The 15,291-nt window shown below is 40.6% G+C and carries 14 protein-coding genes; 5 read left to right on the plus strand and 9 right to left on the minus strand.

Annotated features, from left to right (window positions below; genetic code table 11):
• Positions 1-183: 183 nt before the first annotated feature.
• Positions 184-750, minus strand: coding sequence for a hypothetical protein (locus tag AL038_RS04375; RefSeq protein ID WP_062149561.1), 567 nt, complete (start codon positions 748-750; stop codon positions 184-186).
• A gap of 46 nt (positions 751-796) precedes the next feature.
• Entirely contained in the window at positions 797-1,174 is a 378-nt protein-coding gene (locus AL038_RS04380) for a lysozyme inhibitor LprI family protein (RefSeq protein WP_062149564.1), read from the minus strand.
• Between the two features lie 132 nt (positions 1,175-1,306).
• Between AL038_RS04380 and AL038_RS04385 the strand changes: the two genes are divergently transcribed.
• From AL038_RS04385 to AL038_RS04395, 3 genes are all read left to right on the plus strand, one after another.
• Positions 1,307-2,629, plus strand: a complete 1,323-nt coding sequence (locus AL038_RS04385) for an N-acetylmuramoyl-L-alanine amidase (protein WP_062155344.1) — start codon at positions 1,307-1,309, stop codon at positions 2,627-2,629.
• 113 nt (positions 2,630-2,742) lie between these two features.
• A complete protein-coding gene (locus AL038_RS04390; RefSeq protein WP_161575427.1) occupies positions 2,743-2,880 on the plus strand; it encodes a hypothetical protein in 138 nt (45 codons plus the stop codon).
• Between the two features lie 348 nt (positions 2,881-3,228).
• Positions 3,229-5,841: an Eco57I restriction-modification methylase domain-containing protein gene (locus AL038_RS04395; RefSeq protein ID WP_201800129.1), complete on the plus strand. Its 2,613-nt coding sequence runs from the start codon at positions 3,229-3,231 to the stop codon at positions 5,839-5,841.
• A gap of 5 nt (positions 5,842-5,846) precedes the next feature.
• Here the strand turns inward: AL038_RS04395 and AL038_RS18440 are convergent, their stop codons facing one another.
• Positions 5,847-6,317, minus strand: a complete 471-nt coding sequence (locus AL038_RS18440) for an IS630 family transposase (protein ID WP_106405022.1) — start codon at positions 6,315-6,317, stop codon at positions 5,847-5,849.
• Positions 6,304-6,669, minus strand: coding sequence for an IS630 transposase-related protein (locus tag AL038_RS18445; RefSeq protein ID WP_062149567.1), 366 nt, complete (start codon positions 6,667-6,669; stop codon positions 6,304-6,306). The genes AL038_RS18440 and AL038_RS18445 overlap by 14 nt, the downstream gene beginning before the upstream one ends.
• A gap of 65 nt (positions 6,670-6,734) precedes the next feature.
• Here AL038_RS18445 and AL038_RS04410 point away from each other — a divergent pair, with 65 nt between their 5' ends.
• Positions 6,735-7,466, plus strand: a complete 732-nt coding sequence (locus AL038_RS04410) for a hypothetical protein (RefSeq protein WP_062149570.1) — start codon at positions 6,735-6,737, stop codon at positions 7,464-7,466.
• 88 nt (positions 7,467-7,554) lie between these two features.
• Here AL038_RS04410 and AL038_RS04415 read toward each other — a convergent pair whose 3' ends face one another.
• From AL038_RS04415 to AL038_RS04435, 5 genes are all read right to left on the minus strand, one after another.
• The gene (locus tag AL038_RS04415; protein ID WP_062149573.1) at positions 7,555-8,562 is read right to left on the minus strand and encodes a PD-(D/E)XK nuclease family transposase; all 1,008 of its coding nucleotides are present in this window, start codon (positions 8,560-8,562) and stop codon (positions 7,555-7,557) included.
• An 83-nt stretch (positions 8,563-8,645) separates the two neighbouring features.
• Positions 8,646-9,521: a PD-(D/E)XK nuclease family transposase gene (locus AL038_RS04420; protein WP_062149576.1), complete on the minus strand. Its 876-nt coding sequence runs from the start codon at positions 9,519-9,521 to the stop codon at positions 8,646-8,648.
• Positions 9,522-9,604: 83 nt separating this feature from the next.
• Positions 9,605-10,504 (minus strand): PD-(D/E)XK nuclease family transposase, encoded by a 900-nt coding sequence (locus tag AL038_RS04425; protein WP_062149578.1) that lies wholly within the window; start codon positions 10,502-10,504, stop codon positions 9,605-9,607.
• Positions 10,505-10,633: 129 nt separating this feature from the next.
• Positions 10,634-11,926, minus strand: a complete 1,293-nt coding sequence (locus AL038_RS04430; protein WP_062149581.1) for an OmpP1/FadL family transporter — start codon at positions 11,924-11,926, stop codon at positions 10,634-10,636.
• 153 nt (positions 11,927-12,079) lie between these two features.
• Positions 12,080-13,567 carry a PP2C family protein-serine/threonine phosphatase gene (locus tag AL038_RS04435; RefSeq protein WP_062149584.1) on the minus strand — a complete coding sequence of 496 codons (1,488 nt, stop codon included), beginning with the start codon at positions 13,565-13,567 and terminating at the stop codon, positions 12,080-12,082.
• 271 nt (positions 13,568-13,838) lie between these two features.
• Between AL038_RS04435 and pmbA the strand changes: the two genes are divergently transcribed.
• Positions 13,839-15,161 (plus strand): metalloprotease PmbA, encoded by a 1,323-nt coding sequence (gene pmbA, locus AL038_RS04440; RefSeq protein WP_062149587.1) that lies wholly within the window; start codon positions 13,839-13,841, stop codon positions 15,159-15,161.
• Positions 15,162-15,291: the final 130 nt, after the last annotated feature.

The following is a 15,291-nucleotide window of genomic DNA, read 5'->3' on the forward strand; positions in this document are numbered from 1 at the left end:
CATCTCGTCTAAGGATTTTTTTCTTATTTATATTAGACCGTTTACAACAATCAATGCTTAAGTGCGAGAAAGTTTTTAACTATTCAGCCACTCGCTTTTTTAAAAAGAAGAGCGGAGGGGAATTTATTAAAAAAGCATAAACCCCCCTCAACAAAGAAAGGCATAAGAAAGGACTAAGACAACCTAATTAGAACGAAAAAACCTATCTCCACCATTCGGCAAATAATGTCTTACATAACGACTATTTAAAGTAACCGTACTCTGTAACTCACCAAAAGCAGAAGTGGGCGCGCCATTTTTCGCAAAACCCGTTGCGACAAAAATATCAGGAACAGAGACATGAAAGAAATTAACATCAACCCGTCCACTTCTATCAATCCATACCTTCAAATAAACATCAGGGTTATTAAAACTTCCCCAACTAACATCTTCAGGATTAGCATAAAAAAACCCCCAAATAACCCTATCTCCGCCACTGGTTTGCTCTTCCCCACCTTTACGCCATACTGTTCGTATTTCACGCGATTGTGTTTCGCCTTCAACAGTGCGTATGGTTGCAACAGCAAATAACTCCTGCCCACTGTTATCAAAAAAAGTAAAGCCATCGGCTGAGTTTTGTAAGGTAGATAGCTGATTATTTTCCCCCACATCTAACAACGTATTTTGTACAATTTGCCGTAATGTATCGGGTTCTGCTGCCGTTACCGAGTACGAAGCTAACCCCAGTAAAAACAATATAATATATCGCATAATATCTCTCTATAAAGAAAATACGCCCATACACTAAAATAACCCATTATTCAGGGGCATCTAAAATAGCATTTAACTCGGCTGTTCTTTCCAGCGTTATATCACGTAAACAACCACTTAAAAAAGCAGCAAATCCAGTACCGCCACGCGCGTTATAAGTCGCAAACTCACAATGATCATCCCGAAATTTAATCCATGACTTTTGCGCTGTGACGAGTAACGCTTTTTGTTCTGCGGTAAGGTCGTTTTTCATTACTTTTTTGTAAGTCGTGTTCAAATCATCATCAGCCGCTTTATACGACAACTCGACACAATAGTTTTCCTCATAAGTGCCTTGCGGGTTTTCACAGTCAACATCAGGCGTATCTTTGGCAAAAGCACTAATAGAACAGACAATAAAACCAAACAATATTAATGAACGCATAATTTTTACCTATGATGAATAAAGAGTGTTTCCGTGCGATACAAGATAGAGGAGAGGTTGTTATTTGACAACTAGCTAGATACTCTTATGCACAGTTTATGCATTCTCAATATTTTTTATTCGAGCAAAACAATGTGGAATTTACATAAAGCACCCATTTTTTTATTTTTTTTACTGTTATCGCCCATTTTTACCATACAAGCAGAAAGCAACCAGCTTTTAGGAATGCGCCTTAGTGCTGAAAATAGTAATAATGCCCAAGTATCGCTAGACCTTAACAGCCCTGTCCGTTACACCCTCTTTACCCTATCAAACCCAGAACGACTAGTTATTGACCTAGAAAACACCACCCTTGCAACCACCCTTGCAGGCATTTCAAAAAATAGCGCAATTATTCAAGGTGTTCGTAGCGCACCACGTAATGCAAACGACCTGCGGGTTGTCTTTGATTTACGAATGCCCGTCCGCACCAAAAGTTTTTTACTAAAACCTGCGGGCATGATTGGGCATCGCCTAACAATTGATATTTACAACGCAAATGCAAGCGTGAATGCAACACCCATTTCTCCCACACCGAACCGCAATTTGTCACAAGCGGCGGTTATTACGCCAACACAACCCTCCACCCTTGCCAGTCAATCTACCCGCAAAACAACCGCCACCCGCACAACGCCTATTCCACAAACCAATACCCGCCCGCTCCCAATCTCGCCACTGCCAACCCGCGACGGCAAAGGACGAGAAATTATTGTTGCAATTGATGCAGGACATGGCGGTATAGACCCCGGTGCAATTGGTAATCAAGGCACTTATGAAAAAAATGTCGTATTAGCAATTGCGCGTCAACTAGCCCTATTAGTTGATAAAGAATATGGTATGCGCCCCATCTTAATCCGAGATGGCGATTACTTCTTAAAACTACGAGAACGAATTGATTTAGCCCGTCAATATCAAGCCGATTTATTTATTTCTATTCACGCCGATGCAGTCGCCGAAGGAAATAACAATGCACGGGGTTCATCGGTTTACATGCTCTCGCAACGTGGGGCAAGCAGTGAAGCCGCGTTATGGCTGGCAGAAAAAGAAAACGCCGTAGATTTATTAGGTGGTGTAAGCCTAAACGACAAAGATGAATTATTAGCCTCCGTTTTACTAGATTTATCCCAAACAGGCACACTAGAAGCCAGCGCACATGCAGCGGAACAAATATTAAACGGCTTGCGTCAAATTAATAAAACCCATCTATCTAAAGTACAACGTGCAGGCTTTTTAGTGCTGCGTTCCCCTGATATTCCTTCGGTATTAATAGAAACCGCGTTTATTTCTAACCTTGAAGAAGAACGCAAATTAAACGACCCCAATTATCAACGCCAACTAGCCCAAGCCATTTTACAAGGCATACGGGGTTATTTTGCAAAATACGCCCCCCCTGGTACTTTGCTAGTACAACGGTAGAAGATAAAAACTACCCAACTTCCCGCTGAAAATCCCGATTCAGACCACACACCGCCTACCGATATCAGAACCATGCTTGATATAGTAACCATATTTTAAAAAGAGAATAAGAAATGACCTATTCAACAGATTTCCGTAAAAAAGTATTGCTCGTTACCAAGCTCTGCTTGGTAACGAGCATCAGGCGAACTGGGCGATTACCGCTGGGGCGTAACCCGAAAACAAGCCATGTTGGCATGGGAAAAAGATAAAATTGCTTGAATATCGGTCTGAATCAGGATTAAAAGACTGTCTGAATCAGGATTTTCAGGATTAAAAGATTGTCTGAATCAGAATTAACAGAATTTCCAGAATTAGCAGAATTAAAAACAATTAAAAACAATTAAAAACATAATTTTTTTTATTCTTTTAATTTTCTTGTCTTTTTAATTCTGGAAATTTTGTTAATTCTGTTAATCCTGATTCAGACAATCTTTATCTTTAATTGTTTTTAATTCTGGAAATTCTGGAAATTCTGAAAATTCTGATTCAGACAATCTTTTAATCCTGATTCAGACAATCTTTTAATCTTAACCCCACCACCAACCGACATCAGAACCATGCTCAATATTTCCAATTTACGACACGCTATACAGCATTTTGATTTTCCTCAGCTCTTTATCAGTGAATTAGGCTGGAATCGACCTGAGAAACGTAAAGCCTTTACTTTGTCGGTCGCAGAAGTTGATTACGACTGTTTACCGTTTGCAACGTTGGGAAAAGTCTTGGTGTTTCTGATTTCTGCCGATACATTTCCACAGGCGAAACAACGACAAGCCGTCGCGCAAGCGATAACGGCAGAATATAGCGTCGAGAATTTATTGATTTTTACCGATAAATCAACGCAAGCGGTTTTTTTCTGGGCAAAACGGGATGGCAATAAAACCCTACCGCGTGAACATGCTTATTTTCGCGGGCAGTCGGGCGATGCGTTAATCAGTAAATTAGCCGCTTTGTCGGTGGATTTTTCCGAATTGGATGATTCAGGCGATTTGGCACTGGTTGAAGTGTTGCAACGGTTGAAAAAAGCCTTAGATATTGAACCGATTACCAAAAAGTTTTATGCCGAGTTTTCAGGGTTTTTAGAGTCTTTTGTGTTAGAAATTCATGGCATTCCTGATGAACGTTCGCGGCGGTGGTACGCATCAGTGCTGTTGAATCGCATCATGTTTATTTGGTTTTTGCAGAAAAAAGGCTTTTTGGATAAGGGCAATCGAGATTATTTAACCCATAAGTTAGCAGAAAGCCAAACACGTCAGGCAAATAGTTTTTATAAAGATTTTTTGCAAGTTTTGTTTTTTGAAGGTTTCGCTAAACCAGTGCATGAACGACAAAATAGCGCGCTGTTGGGTGATATTCCTTATTTAAACGGCGGGCTGTTTTTAGAGCATAAGTTAGAAGTGCAGTATCGGGCGCAATTGACAATTGCCGATAAAGCTTTTGAACAGTTGTTTTTGCTTTTTCAGGGTTATTCATGGAGTTTGGACGATTCGCCAACGGGTAACGACCGCGAAATTAATCCTGATGTTTTAGGCTACATTTTTGAAAAATATATTAATCAAAAGGCTTTTGGTGCGTATTACACCCGTAAAGAAATTACTGAATATTTATGTGAACGCACGATTCATCGTTTGATTTTGGATAAAGTGCAGTTGCCTGATATTACAGGGGTTTGTGAAGCGCGGCGTTTTGACAGTTTAACCGAATTATTAAGCCAATTAGATGAACAGCTCACGCATACCTTATTAAATACGATTTTGCCCTCGTTAAAATTGTTAGACCCCGCTTGTGGTTCAGGGGCGTTTTTAGTCGCGGCGATGAAAACCTTGTTAGATATTTATCAGGCAATTAGTGCTAAATCAGCGACACCACATGGTTTGTATGAGATTAAAAAAAATATCATCACGCATAATTTATTTGGCGTGGATATTATGGAAGAAGCCACTGAAATTGCTAAGTTACGCCTGTTTTTGGCCTTAGTTGCGTCAGTGGAAAAAGCGGCGGATTTAGAACCTTTACCGAATATTGATTTTAACGTCATGGCGGGGAATTCACTGGTCGGTTTATTAACGGTGGATGCCACTAAGTTTGAACAGTTTGATTTGTTTAAGAAAGAAAAATCCGTGCGTTATCATACTTTGTTAGCGGATAAAAACCGCATGATTAGCAATTATCGAGAAGCAACGGCTTATAGTAAAGATTTGCGTGGTTTACGTGAAGCGATTGAACAAGCGCGGAAAGAAGCACAATTGGTGCTGAACCAGTTGTTATTAGAAGAGTTTCACCGCTTAAAAATTCAGTTTGAACAAATAACGTGGGACGAGGTGAAAAATAAAGAAGGTAAACCGCTAAAACGGGCGTTGACGATTGCGGATATAGAACGGTTACAGCCATTTCATTGGGGTTATGAGTTTGATGAGGTGTTAGCGCGCGGGGGATTTGATGCGATTATTGCTAATCCGCCTTGGGATACGTTTAAACCGAACAGTAAAGAGTTTTTTCTCGACTATTCCGCTATTGTCAGCAAAAACAAAATGACGATTAAAGAATTTGAAAAAGAACAAGAAAAATTATTAACCGAACCTGAAATACAAACCGCATGGCTTGATTATTTAAGCCAATTTCCGCATGTGAGCCAGTTTTTACGGTCTGCGCCCCAATTTAAACATCAATCCGCTGTTGTCAATGGCAAAAAAACGGGCAGTGATGTTAATCTTTATAAACTATTTACCGAACAAAGTTTTAACCTGCTGCAACAAAACGGACTGTGTGGCATCGTGATTCCCAGCGGGATTTATACCGATTTAGGCGCGACGGGTTTACGGGATTTGTTGTTTTTAAAGACAGAAATCACGGGATTATTTTGTTTTGAGAACCGCAAAGCTATTTTTGAAGGCGTGGATAGTCGTTTTAAATTTGTCGTATTGAGTTTTGAAAAAGGACGGACAACGGATAAATTCCCCACCGCGTTTATGCGTCATGACTTGCAAGAATTAGAAACGTTTCCCGCACAAGGCGCGTTATGGTTATCGACGGATTTAATTAAAAAACTCTCGCCAGATTCACGTTCAGTGATGGAGTTTAAAAACGCATTAGATGTGCAAATTGCAGAGAAAATGTTGCAATTTCCGCTGTTAGGCGAACAATTAGAAAATATAGCAACAGTACTATAAAAAGATTAAATAGAATTCAGTAAAAAGAGCTCATCAATAGAACAATGTTGTTGTTTACGGAGAGTCTTAGCCTGAGCCCATTTATGCTCAATAGGATTTAAATCAGGCGAATAAGGCGGTAAATATTCCAAGAGATGCCCAGCGTCTAAAATAGCCTGCTGAATGTCACTACGTTTATGAAAAGTGGCGTTATCCATCACAATCACAGAATTCTGAGGGAGTTTAGGAAGTAAGTCTTGGGTTATCCAAGCGAAAAAGACATCGGAATTAATCGCCCCAGAAACTAAAGAGATGGTTAATAAACAAAAATTGAGCAAAGCCCCGATGACATTAGTACGTCCCTTTGCATTCCAATCTTGCGTGCCAAAGCAACGTTCGCCGATAGGTGCATAACCAAAACGGCGTGGCATATCATGAGCAAAACCACTTTCATCGATGAAAACAATTTGCCTATCAGATTGTTTATAACGGTTCATATTGTCTTGGAAGATTTGCCGTGCTTCGGGGTTGGCTTTGGGGTGTTTGAGTGTTTTTTTTACGGCTAATCCCTAGACGTTTTAACGCATGGCGAATCCCGCCTTCCGTAATCCCAAAACGGGCTGCGCGTTCATAATGGTAAGCATCGGGATATAACGCCACATCTTGTCTTAAGGCTTCCATATCTATTTTAGTTGGTCTGTTACGTGTCCCTTTGGCTTCCAATACTTTGCTCCACCTGACGACGCTTGCGATGGCTATTTGAAAGCGTTTCGCTACCGCTGCTAGGGTGAGATTTTCTTCTTGTTTCACTTTTAATACTTTTTTACGGAAATCTATTGAATAGGTCATTTCTTATCCTCTTTTTAAAATACGGTTACTATACGTGGAATTTAAAATTAAGTCGTGAATTTGACATGACTAACGACAGTCATTTGTTTAAAACCGAAGCGGGTGCGGGGCGGTTGCCCTTATTTACGGGCAAAATGTTTCATCAGTTTAGTTTAACAACAGAACATTCAGGTTATTGGATAGATGAATCTGATGGTAGAAAAAAATTTTTAGGAAAACAAGTGGATAATGGGAAAAAACTAGATTATCAAGGCTATCGTTGGTTACATAGAAGAATTGCAGGTAATACGAATGAGAGAACTTTCATTTCTACAATAACACCAAAAAACGTATTTACAGAAGTAAATAGCACCACGTTAAAAGTTGCTGAAACAGGTATTAGTCATCAAGAAATGTTATTTTTTTGTGCTGTGTCTAACAGTTTTGTTTTAGATTATTTTCTACGACAAAAAGTTACAACAACTTTAAACATGTTTTACATTTATCAACTTCCCGTTTCCCGCCTAACCGCAACCGACCCGATATTTAACGAAATAGTCCAACGCGCTGCGCAACTTATCTGCACCACGCCCGACTATGACGACTTACGCGATGAATTAAACCAATCAGGTTTTAAAATCCTCACAGGCGAAACCGACCCCAAACAACGCGCCCAACTCCGCGCCGAACTAGACGCACTCATCGCCCATTTATACGGCCTAACCCCAACAGAATTTGAACACGTATTAAATTCATTTCCATTGGTGACAGATGAAATAAAACAATTGGTTATGCGAGAGTTTCAAAAAATAAAATAACTACCGCTATTTTATGGTTTTCTAATCTCCAATAGCTGAAGCGATTGAACGCCTGCAATCAGTCACAGGAGTCTAATCGCTTCTTAATCTAATTTTTTAACTGTTGAATTTCTTCCGCATTTAGTCCTGTGGCTTGTTCAATGGCTGCGGTATCTAAACCCAGTGAGATTAATTTTTTCGCAATCTCTATTCGTCCTTGCATTAAGCCCTTCTCCATGCCTTTCTCGATGCCTTGTTCGATGCCTTTCTCAATACCTTGTTCGATGCCTTTCTCGATACCCTTCGCCATACCCTGTTCTATACCCTGTTCTATACCCTTCTCGATGCCTTGTTCGATGCCTTTCTCGATGCCCTTCTCAATACCTTGTTCGATGCCTTTCTCGATACCTTTCGCCATGCCCTCCTTAATCGCTTGTTCCCGCATTTCGCGTTTGGCTTTTTCGTCGTTGTACTCTTCAATCATCCAATAGCGTTCTTCTGGGGATATATCATCTTTTTCAATGCGGTGGACTATTTTCTGAATTTCTGGGCGGTCATATTGGGATTCGTCAATTTCGCCGTCTAGGCTGTCATCTATGACTTGTAACCATTCACGGTATAGTGTGGGTGTATCGTCGTTAAGGTATTTAGGGCAGAGGTAAACGATTTTATGGGGAATTTCTCCCAGTGGTTCGCCACGCCAGTTTTTGGGGTCAAAGTCTATGACTGATAGTGGGGATTTATGTTTGTCGCCTGAGGTTAAAACAACGATGGTATAAACCGCTAAGTTAGGTCGGTAATCATAAGAATTTTTGATTTGTTCTAGGAGTGCCGCACAGTGGTAGTGTAAAAAGCGGTCATAGTGGTCATGGTCACGACGATGTTGGATGTCGACGATAATGCGTTTTTTCTTGTCTTCGGCGTAGAGGTCAAAGCGGGGTTTGACATTGCCTATGATTGTGTCAAATTCTTTTTCGGTTTCAACAATTTCACAGTGAAAGTCTATACCCAGTATGTCATGCACAAAGCTGTTGAAAATTTCAACATCGCAAAAGGCTTTTTTAAATATCACGCCGTAACGTAGTGGGGCGACTTGTTTTATGTTGGTTTTGCTCATGATTAACCTGTTAAATGTTTCTGATGTTCAATAAAGCGATTGAACGCCTGTAATCAGTCACAGGAGTCTAATCGCTTCTTAATCTAATTTTTTAACTGTTGAATTTCTTCCGCATTTAGCCCCGTTGCTTGTTCAATGGCTGCGGTATCTAAACCCAGTGAGATTAATTTTTTTGCAATCTCTGTTTGTGTACTGGTTCGTCCTTGCATTAAGCCTTTCTCCATGCCTTTCTCAATGCCTTTCTCGATACCCTTCTCCATGCCCTCTTTAACCGCTTGTTCCCGCATTTCGCGTTTGGCTTTTTCGTCGTTGTATTCTTCAATCATCCAATAGCGTTCTTCTGGGGATATATCATCTTTTTCAATGCGGTGGACTATTTTCTGAATTTCTGGGCGGTCATATTGGGATTCGTCAATTTCGCCGTCTAGGCTGTCATCTATGACTTGTAACCATTCACGGTATAGCGTGGGTGTATCGTCGTTAAGGTATTTAGGGCAGAGGTAAACAATTTTATGGGGAATTTCTCCCAGTGGTTCGCCACGCCAGTTTTTGGGGTCGAAGTCTATGACGGATAATGGGGATTTATGTTTGTCGCCTGAGGTTAAAACAACGATGGTATAAACCGCTAAGTTAGGTCGGTAATCATAAGAATTTTTGATTTGTTCTAGGAGTGCCGCGCAGTGGTAGTGTAAAAAACGGTCATAGTGGTCATGGTCTCTGCGGTGTTGGATGTCGACGATAATGCGTTTTTTCTTGTCTTCAGCGTAGAGGTCAAAGCGGGGTTTGACATTGCCTATGATTGTGTCAAATTCTTTTTCGGTTTCAACAATTTCACAGTGAAAGTCTATACCCAGTATGTCATGCACAAAGCTGTTGAAAATTTCAACATCGCAGAAGGCTTTTTTAAATATCACGCCGTAACGTAGTGGGACGACTTGTTTTATGTTGGTTTTGCTCATGATTGACCTGTTAAATGTTTCTGATGTCCAATAAAGCGATTGAACGCCTGCAATCAGTCACAGGAGTCTAATCGCTTCTTGATCTAATTTTTTAACTGTTGAATTTCTTCCGCATTTAGCCCTGTGGCTTGTTCAATGGCGGCGGTATCTAAACCCAGTGAGATTAATTTTTTCGCAATTTCTGTTTGTGTACTGGTTCGTCCTTCCATTAAGCCCTTCTCAATGCCTTTCTCGATGCCTTTCTCGATACCCTTCGCCATACCCTGTTCTATACCCTTCTCCATGCCCTCCTTAATCGCTTGTTCCCGCATTTCGCGTTTGGCTTTTTCGTCGTTGTATTCTTCAATCATCCAATAGCGTTCTTCTGGGGATATATCATCTTTTTCAATGCGGTGGACTATTTTCTGAATTTCTGGGCGGTCATATTGGGATTCGTCAATTTCGCCGTCTAGGCTGTCATCTATGACTTGTAACCATTCACGGTATAGTGTGGGTGTATCGTCGTTTAAGTATTTAGGGCAGAGGTAAACAATTTTATGGGGAATTTCTCCCAGTGGTTCGCCACGCCAGTTTTTGGGGTCGAAGTCTATGACTGATAGTGGGGATTTATGTTTGTCGCCTGAGGTTAAAACAACGATGGTATAAACCGCTAAGTTAGGTCGGTAATCATAAGAATTTTTGATTTGTTCTAGGAGTGCCGCGCAGTGGTAGTGTAAAAAACGGTCATAGTGGTCATGGTCTCTGCGGTGTTGGATGTCGACGATAATGCGTTTTTTCTTGTCTTCAGCGTAGAGGTCAAAGCGGGGTTTGACATTGCCTATGATTGTGTCAAATTCTTTTTCGGTTTCAACAATTTCACAGTGAAAGTCTATACCCAGTATGTCATGCACAAAGCTGTTGAAAATTTCAACATCGCAGAAGGCTTTTTTAAATATTACGCCGTAACGTAGTGGGACGACTTGTTTTATGTTGGTTTTGCTCATGATTGACCTGTTAATAGATAACATCAATTCTTGCTGGAACTAAGGTAGTTCATTGTCTAAAGGGATTTGTCTGAATCAGAATTAAAAAAATTAATTATTGGGTAAATTCTGATTCAGACGAGCAGAAAATTAGAATCGTAAACTCCATCCTAATTCAAGTTCGTATTCTTGTAGTTGAATACTCCCCGTTTGTGTGCCTGTATTTGGGTTTGTTCCATTGATGGTTTTTTCTGGGGCATACATAAAGGATAAATTTAATTCGTTTTGTTTATCCAGTAAATGACTGAACCCAAAGGTTATATGTTGGCTGATTGTTGCAGGGGCAAGAATATTAAACAGGGCTTGGGTTGAGGGTATCACGCTTGTTGCATGGCTGTAGCCTGCGCGTAATGTCCAGTCTTCGTTATATTCCCATTGCACGCCAAATTTAATAACGTCGGTATCTTTCCAGCCAAATCCTAAACCGTTATCTGTGCCAAGTAGCGTATCTCCAAATGTAAAGGTTAAGTCTGAGGCGTTGCTAATGGCGGCGACATCAGAAAATTCAATTCGTTGCCAGTCTAATAAAAAGGTTAATTCGGGCGTGGCTTTAAAAGCGGTGCCGATGGTAAACGTTGGTGGTGTATCAAAATCTCCTTGTTCTGCGAATAGACCTTTGTAGTCGTCAAACGCGCTCATGTAAAGACGGCTTTGATAAGATGCACCAACAGAAAATTGTTCGGTTAATTCGCCAAACCAACCGACCCGTAAACCACCGCCATAAGAGTAGTCGTAGCCGTTATTGGTTAAAGATTCGGGGGCATTGGAAAATGGGCTGAAAGGGGCTAAACCGTAGGCTTTAAACCATTGTACGGCGACAATGGGCATGATGCCGATGGTATGTTGTGCATTGATTTTATAGGCGTAGGGTATGCCCATGAATATTTGGGCTAAATCGACACCTGTTGGTGAGCTGGCTTGTCCATAGGGGTTATTAAATGGGGCAAAAACGGTTGTTGGGTATTCGGTATTCATGCCACCGTTGCCACTAATCGCAACACCTATACTGCTGTATTCATTTAGTAATTTGTTGTAGGTAATATATGGAATTGGAAAGTATTCTTTGTCACTGTCATAGGTGCCGGGTGTAATGGTTGCAGGGCCGAGTGGGGGGGGAACGGATGAGCCGTTATCGTCTGCGGTGTAGCTACGGCGAGGGGAAAAAATTGATAATCCCATTTCAAAACGGTTGCCTACACCAACCATTAGCGCGGGATTTGTCCCTGCACTGAGTCCTTCTAGGGGAAGGGCAACACCTGCCCCTGCAAGGGCTTTACTTTTTGTCCCGAATCCATGTGCTAAATAGCCATTCGTTGCCCATAGACAAGGGGATTGTGTTGTTAGCAATAGACTGATGATAATATAAGTTTTTTTTAATTGCATAGCATTATTCTCCTTGTTGTTCTTTATTTCTTCTAAAGGTGATAGTCATCTTGGATGACTTGTCTATTAGGTTGCTAAACAAGGAGAATTGTCAATCATTTCTAAAATGATATATTTTTATTTATATAAAGCTGAAAAATTTAAGATAAACCATCATGATGTTATTACACAAGCCCGTTGTTTGATAACAATCAAGGTAATATCGTCCATTGGGCGCATTGCGCCGAGATGGTTATGCACATCGGCAATCACGGCTCTTTTAATCAGTTTTGCAGATAAATCCCAATGTTGGCTGATAACTTCGCATAAGCGTTTAATACCGTACAATTCGCGTTTGTGATTTAACGCTTCTGTAACGCCGTCGGTATAAAGTACAATCCCTTCATTTTCTTGTAAATATATGTCTTTGTGTGCAATCCAGTTTTCTATATCAGGTTCAAGCCCAACGATAAAACCTAAATCACGTGTATCAATCCGTTTAACAATGCCATAACTATCAATAAATAATACTTCTTCATGTTGTCCGCTTAGTCGTACTTTGCCTTGTTCGTAATCTAAGAGGGAGAGGGTTAGGTTTTTATCTGAATCCATGCGTTGCACGTTGTCGTAAATCGCACGATTTAAAACGGATAAAAATAGTTTGGGGTCGGTTACATTATTGGTCAGTAGGGTGCGCACAGCCATTTGTACCATGAGCATTAACACGCCACTTTCTAAGCCATGTCCTGTTACGTCGCCAATGCCAATTTTAATCGAGCCATTGCTTTGTAAAACATCATAATAATCGCCACCAACTTCTGTCGCAGGTTCCATGCAGACGGCAATATCGAGTTCTTCAATCCCTGCTAGTTCGTATTCTTTTGGTAAAACCATTTGTTGTAAACGGCGGGTAACTGATAATTCGGTTTCCATGCGTTGGTTATCGGCTTTTAGTAGGTTGTTTAGTATTGATATTTCGCGCAAAGCATAGCGTAACGCATTTTCTTGTAGATTAATCCGTTTAACCACAAAACCGATAATGGAGAGGGATAAAAGAATCGCAATTCCGCCTAAGGTAGTTACTTGTTTTACGGTTTGTTGGTAAGCAATGGTTGCGGCTTGTAGTGATTTTTCTGCTTCGACTTCGCGGGCGTGGCGAATTTCTTGTAATTCGCTAATAATTTGATTACTAATGATTTGAGCATGTGCTAGTAGTTGTTTTGCGGTGTTCATTTGTCCTGATTGTGCATAATCTACTACTTTTCCTAATGTTGCTTGTCCTTGAGCAAGGATGGCTTTTTGGTTTTCTAGGAGTTGATATTCATGTGGACTGAGGTTCAGGTGATACAATTGTTCGCGTGATTTTAGAAACTCTCTGGCGTATTCGCTAAATTTTTCCCATTCAGCATCAATTTCGAAAGGGTCTGTCATGTTTGTAATATTGTAAACACTGATAATGCGTTCTCGTACTAAGTCACGCATATAATTAATTAATTTATACTTTACGTTATTTTCTGTTACTAAGGTTTCTAGTTGTTGATTAACCGTTGTTAAGCTAGATAGGCCTAAGATGGCGGCAAGTGTCAATACAGACAAGATGCTGATAAATCCTAGTAATACTAAGACGGCTTGTCTTTTTGAAAGAGTCGTATGGTTTTGCATAAAAGTAATGACCTAGTGTGTTTTATCTTGCATTCCGTTATTGGTCATTGGTGATTGTAATCAGCATAAGTTTTTTTTACTAAGAATATTCAGATAAGTAGCTTTAGCATTCGGTTATAACTTGAATAAATGGAGAGTGGCTTCAAACAGTTTTTTCTGTTATTTCGGGTTATGATGTGGCGGTAAATGAAATAATTTTCGTGTGTAACTGTCTTGTTATAAAAAAGATGGTTATGTTGGTGTTTATGCTTTTTTCCTAATAATTAATGATATGCAACAACAAGAACTAGAACAACGACTCGCTTTTATTCTTTCTCAGGCTAAACAAAAAGGTGCAAGCAGTGCTGAAGCGAGTCTGCGCCTTAGTCATGGGCAATCTATTAATGTACGCAATGGTAATGTGGATACGATAGAACATCAGCAAAGTAAAGGGTTTGCGATTACTGTTTATAAGGGACAGCGTACAGGTTCTGCGAGTAGTACCGATTTGAGCGATAGCGCGATTGTTGAAACCGTCAGCGCGGCTTGTGATATTGCTAGCTATACACAAGCTGATGAGTGTGCAGGGTTAGCGGATGCGCGTTTAATGGCAACCAATATTCCTGATTTGGATTTATATCATGCGTGGGAACTGAGTACCGAGCAGGCAATAGCACTTGCTCTCACGACTGAACAGGCTGCGTTAGCGGTTGATAGTCGTATTAAGCAGGTGGACAACAGTAGTGTTGATAAGGGTCAAATCACGCGGATATATGGTAATTCTCATGGGTTTATGGGGAGTTGGACAAGCAGCAGTTATTCAATCAGTTGTCGAGTCATCGCTCAGGAAGCCGAAGGGCAAATGCAGCGTGATTCTTGGTACACCGCTGGTCGTGACCCGCAGTTGTTAGCGTCTGCTGATAGTGTGGGACGTACTGCCGCAGAGCGGGCATTAAAACGTTTAAATCCACGACAGGTTAAAACACAACAAGCCCCTGTTTTATTCAGCGCGACAGCCGCCGTCAGTTTGTTAGGGCATTTTATTGGGGCCATTGGTGGAACGAGTTTATATCGTAAGTCTTCTTTTTTATTGGATGCAGTGGGGAAACAAATTTTTCCTACAATAATGCATATTCGAGAAAATCCTCATTTGTTAAAGGGCTTAAGCAGTGCGCCATTTGATGGTGAGGGGGTTGCAACGCAAGCTCGGGATTTGGTGACGGCGGGTGTGTTGCAGGGCTATGTTTTAGATAGTTATACCGCGCGTAAATTGGGGTTACAAACCACAGGTAATGCAGGTGGTATTTATAATTTACAAGTGGATAGTACGGCGGGTGATTTGGATAGTTTGTTACAACAATTGGGGACAGGTTTGTATATAACGGATTTAATGGGAATGGGGGTTAATTTGCTCACGGGGCATTATTCGCGTGGTGCGGGTGGGTTTTGGGTGGAAAACGGTAAAATTCAGTTTCCTGTGCAAGAAATCACTATTGCGGGCAATTTGGTGGAGATGTTTCAATCTATACAAGCTATTGGTAATGATGTAGAAAAGCGTGGTAGTGTGGCAACGGGTTCGTGGTTGTTACCAACGATGATGATTGCAGGACATTGATAATTTTTAAAATTGCTTATTTTTAGGATTTTTAAAGACGCTAGATAAAAACCGTATGCAGTGGCGATTATAAAAATGTGCTAATACGCCTTTTTAATTTAAGTGTATATAAAACCCCTTTCATTCCTTT

The organism is Beggiatoa leptomitoformis, assembly GCF_001305575.3.
In the GTDB taxonomy this organism is placed as follows: domain Bacteria; phylum Pseudomonadota; class Gammaproteobacteria; order Beggiatoales; family Beggiatoaceae; genus Beggiatoa; species Beggiatoa leptomitoformis.

Coding starts and splice junctions, on each gene's coding strand:
- AL038_RS18440 (WP_106405022.1), bottom strand. CDS start 6,317: ATGAACCGTTATAAACAATCTGATAGGCAAATTGTTTTCATCGATGAA.
- AL038_RS04425 (WP_062149578.1), bottom strand. CDS start 10,504: ATGAGCAAAACCAACATAAAACAAGTCGTCCCACTACGTTACGGCGTA.
- AL038_RS04380 (WP_062149564.1), bottom strand. CDS start 1,174: ATGCGTTCATTAATATTGTTTGGTTTTATTGTCTGTTCTATTAGTGCT.
- AL038_RS04390 (WP_161575427.1), top strand. CDS start 2,743: ATGACCTATTCAACAGATTTCCGTAAAAAAGTATTGCTCGTTACCAAG.
- pmbA (WP_062149587.1), top strand. CDS start 13,839: ATGCAACAACAAGAACTAGAACAACGACTCGCTTTTATTCTTTCTCAG.
- AL038_RS18445 (WP_062149567.1), bottom strand. CDS start 6,669: ATGACCTATTCAATAGATTTCCGTAAAAAAGTATTAAAAGTGAAACAA.
- AL038_RS04385 (WP_062155344.1), top strand. CDS start 1,307: ATGTGGAATTTACATAAAGCACCCATTTTTTTATTTTTTTTACTGTTA.
- AL038_RS04435 (WP_062149584.1), bottom strand. CDS start 13,567: ATGCAAAACCATACGACTCTTTCAAAAAGACAAGCCGTCTTAGTATTA.
- AL038_RS04415 (WP_062149573.1), bottom strand. CDS start 8,562: ATGAGCAAAACCAACATAAAACAAGTCGCCCCACTACGTTACGGCGTG.
- AL038_RS04375 (WP_062149561.1), bottom strand. CDS start 750: ATGCGATATATTATATTGTTTTTACTGGGGTTAGCTTCGTACTCGGTA.
- AL038_RS04430 (WP_062149581.1), bottom strand. CDS start 11,926: ATGCAATTAAAAAAAACTTATATTATCATCAGTCTATTGCTAACAACA.
- AL038_RS04395 (WP_201800129.1), top strand. CDS start 3,229: ATGCTCAATATTTCCAATTTACGACACGCTATACAGCATTTTGATTTT.
- AL038_RS04420 (WP_062149576.1), bottom strand. CDS start 9,521: ATGAGCAAAACCAACATAAAACAAGTCGTCCCACTACGTTACGGCGTG.
- AL038_RS04410 (WP_062149570.1), top strand. CDS start 6,735: ATGACTAACGACAGTCATTTGTTTAAAACCGAAGCGGGTGCGGGGCGG.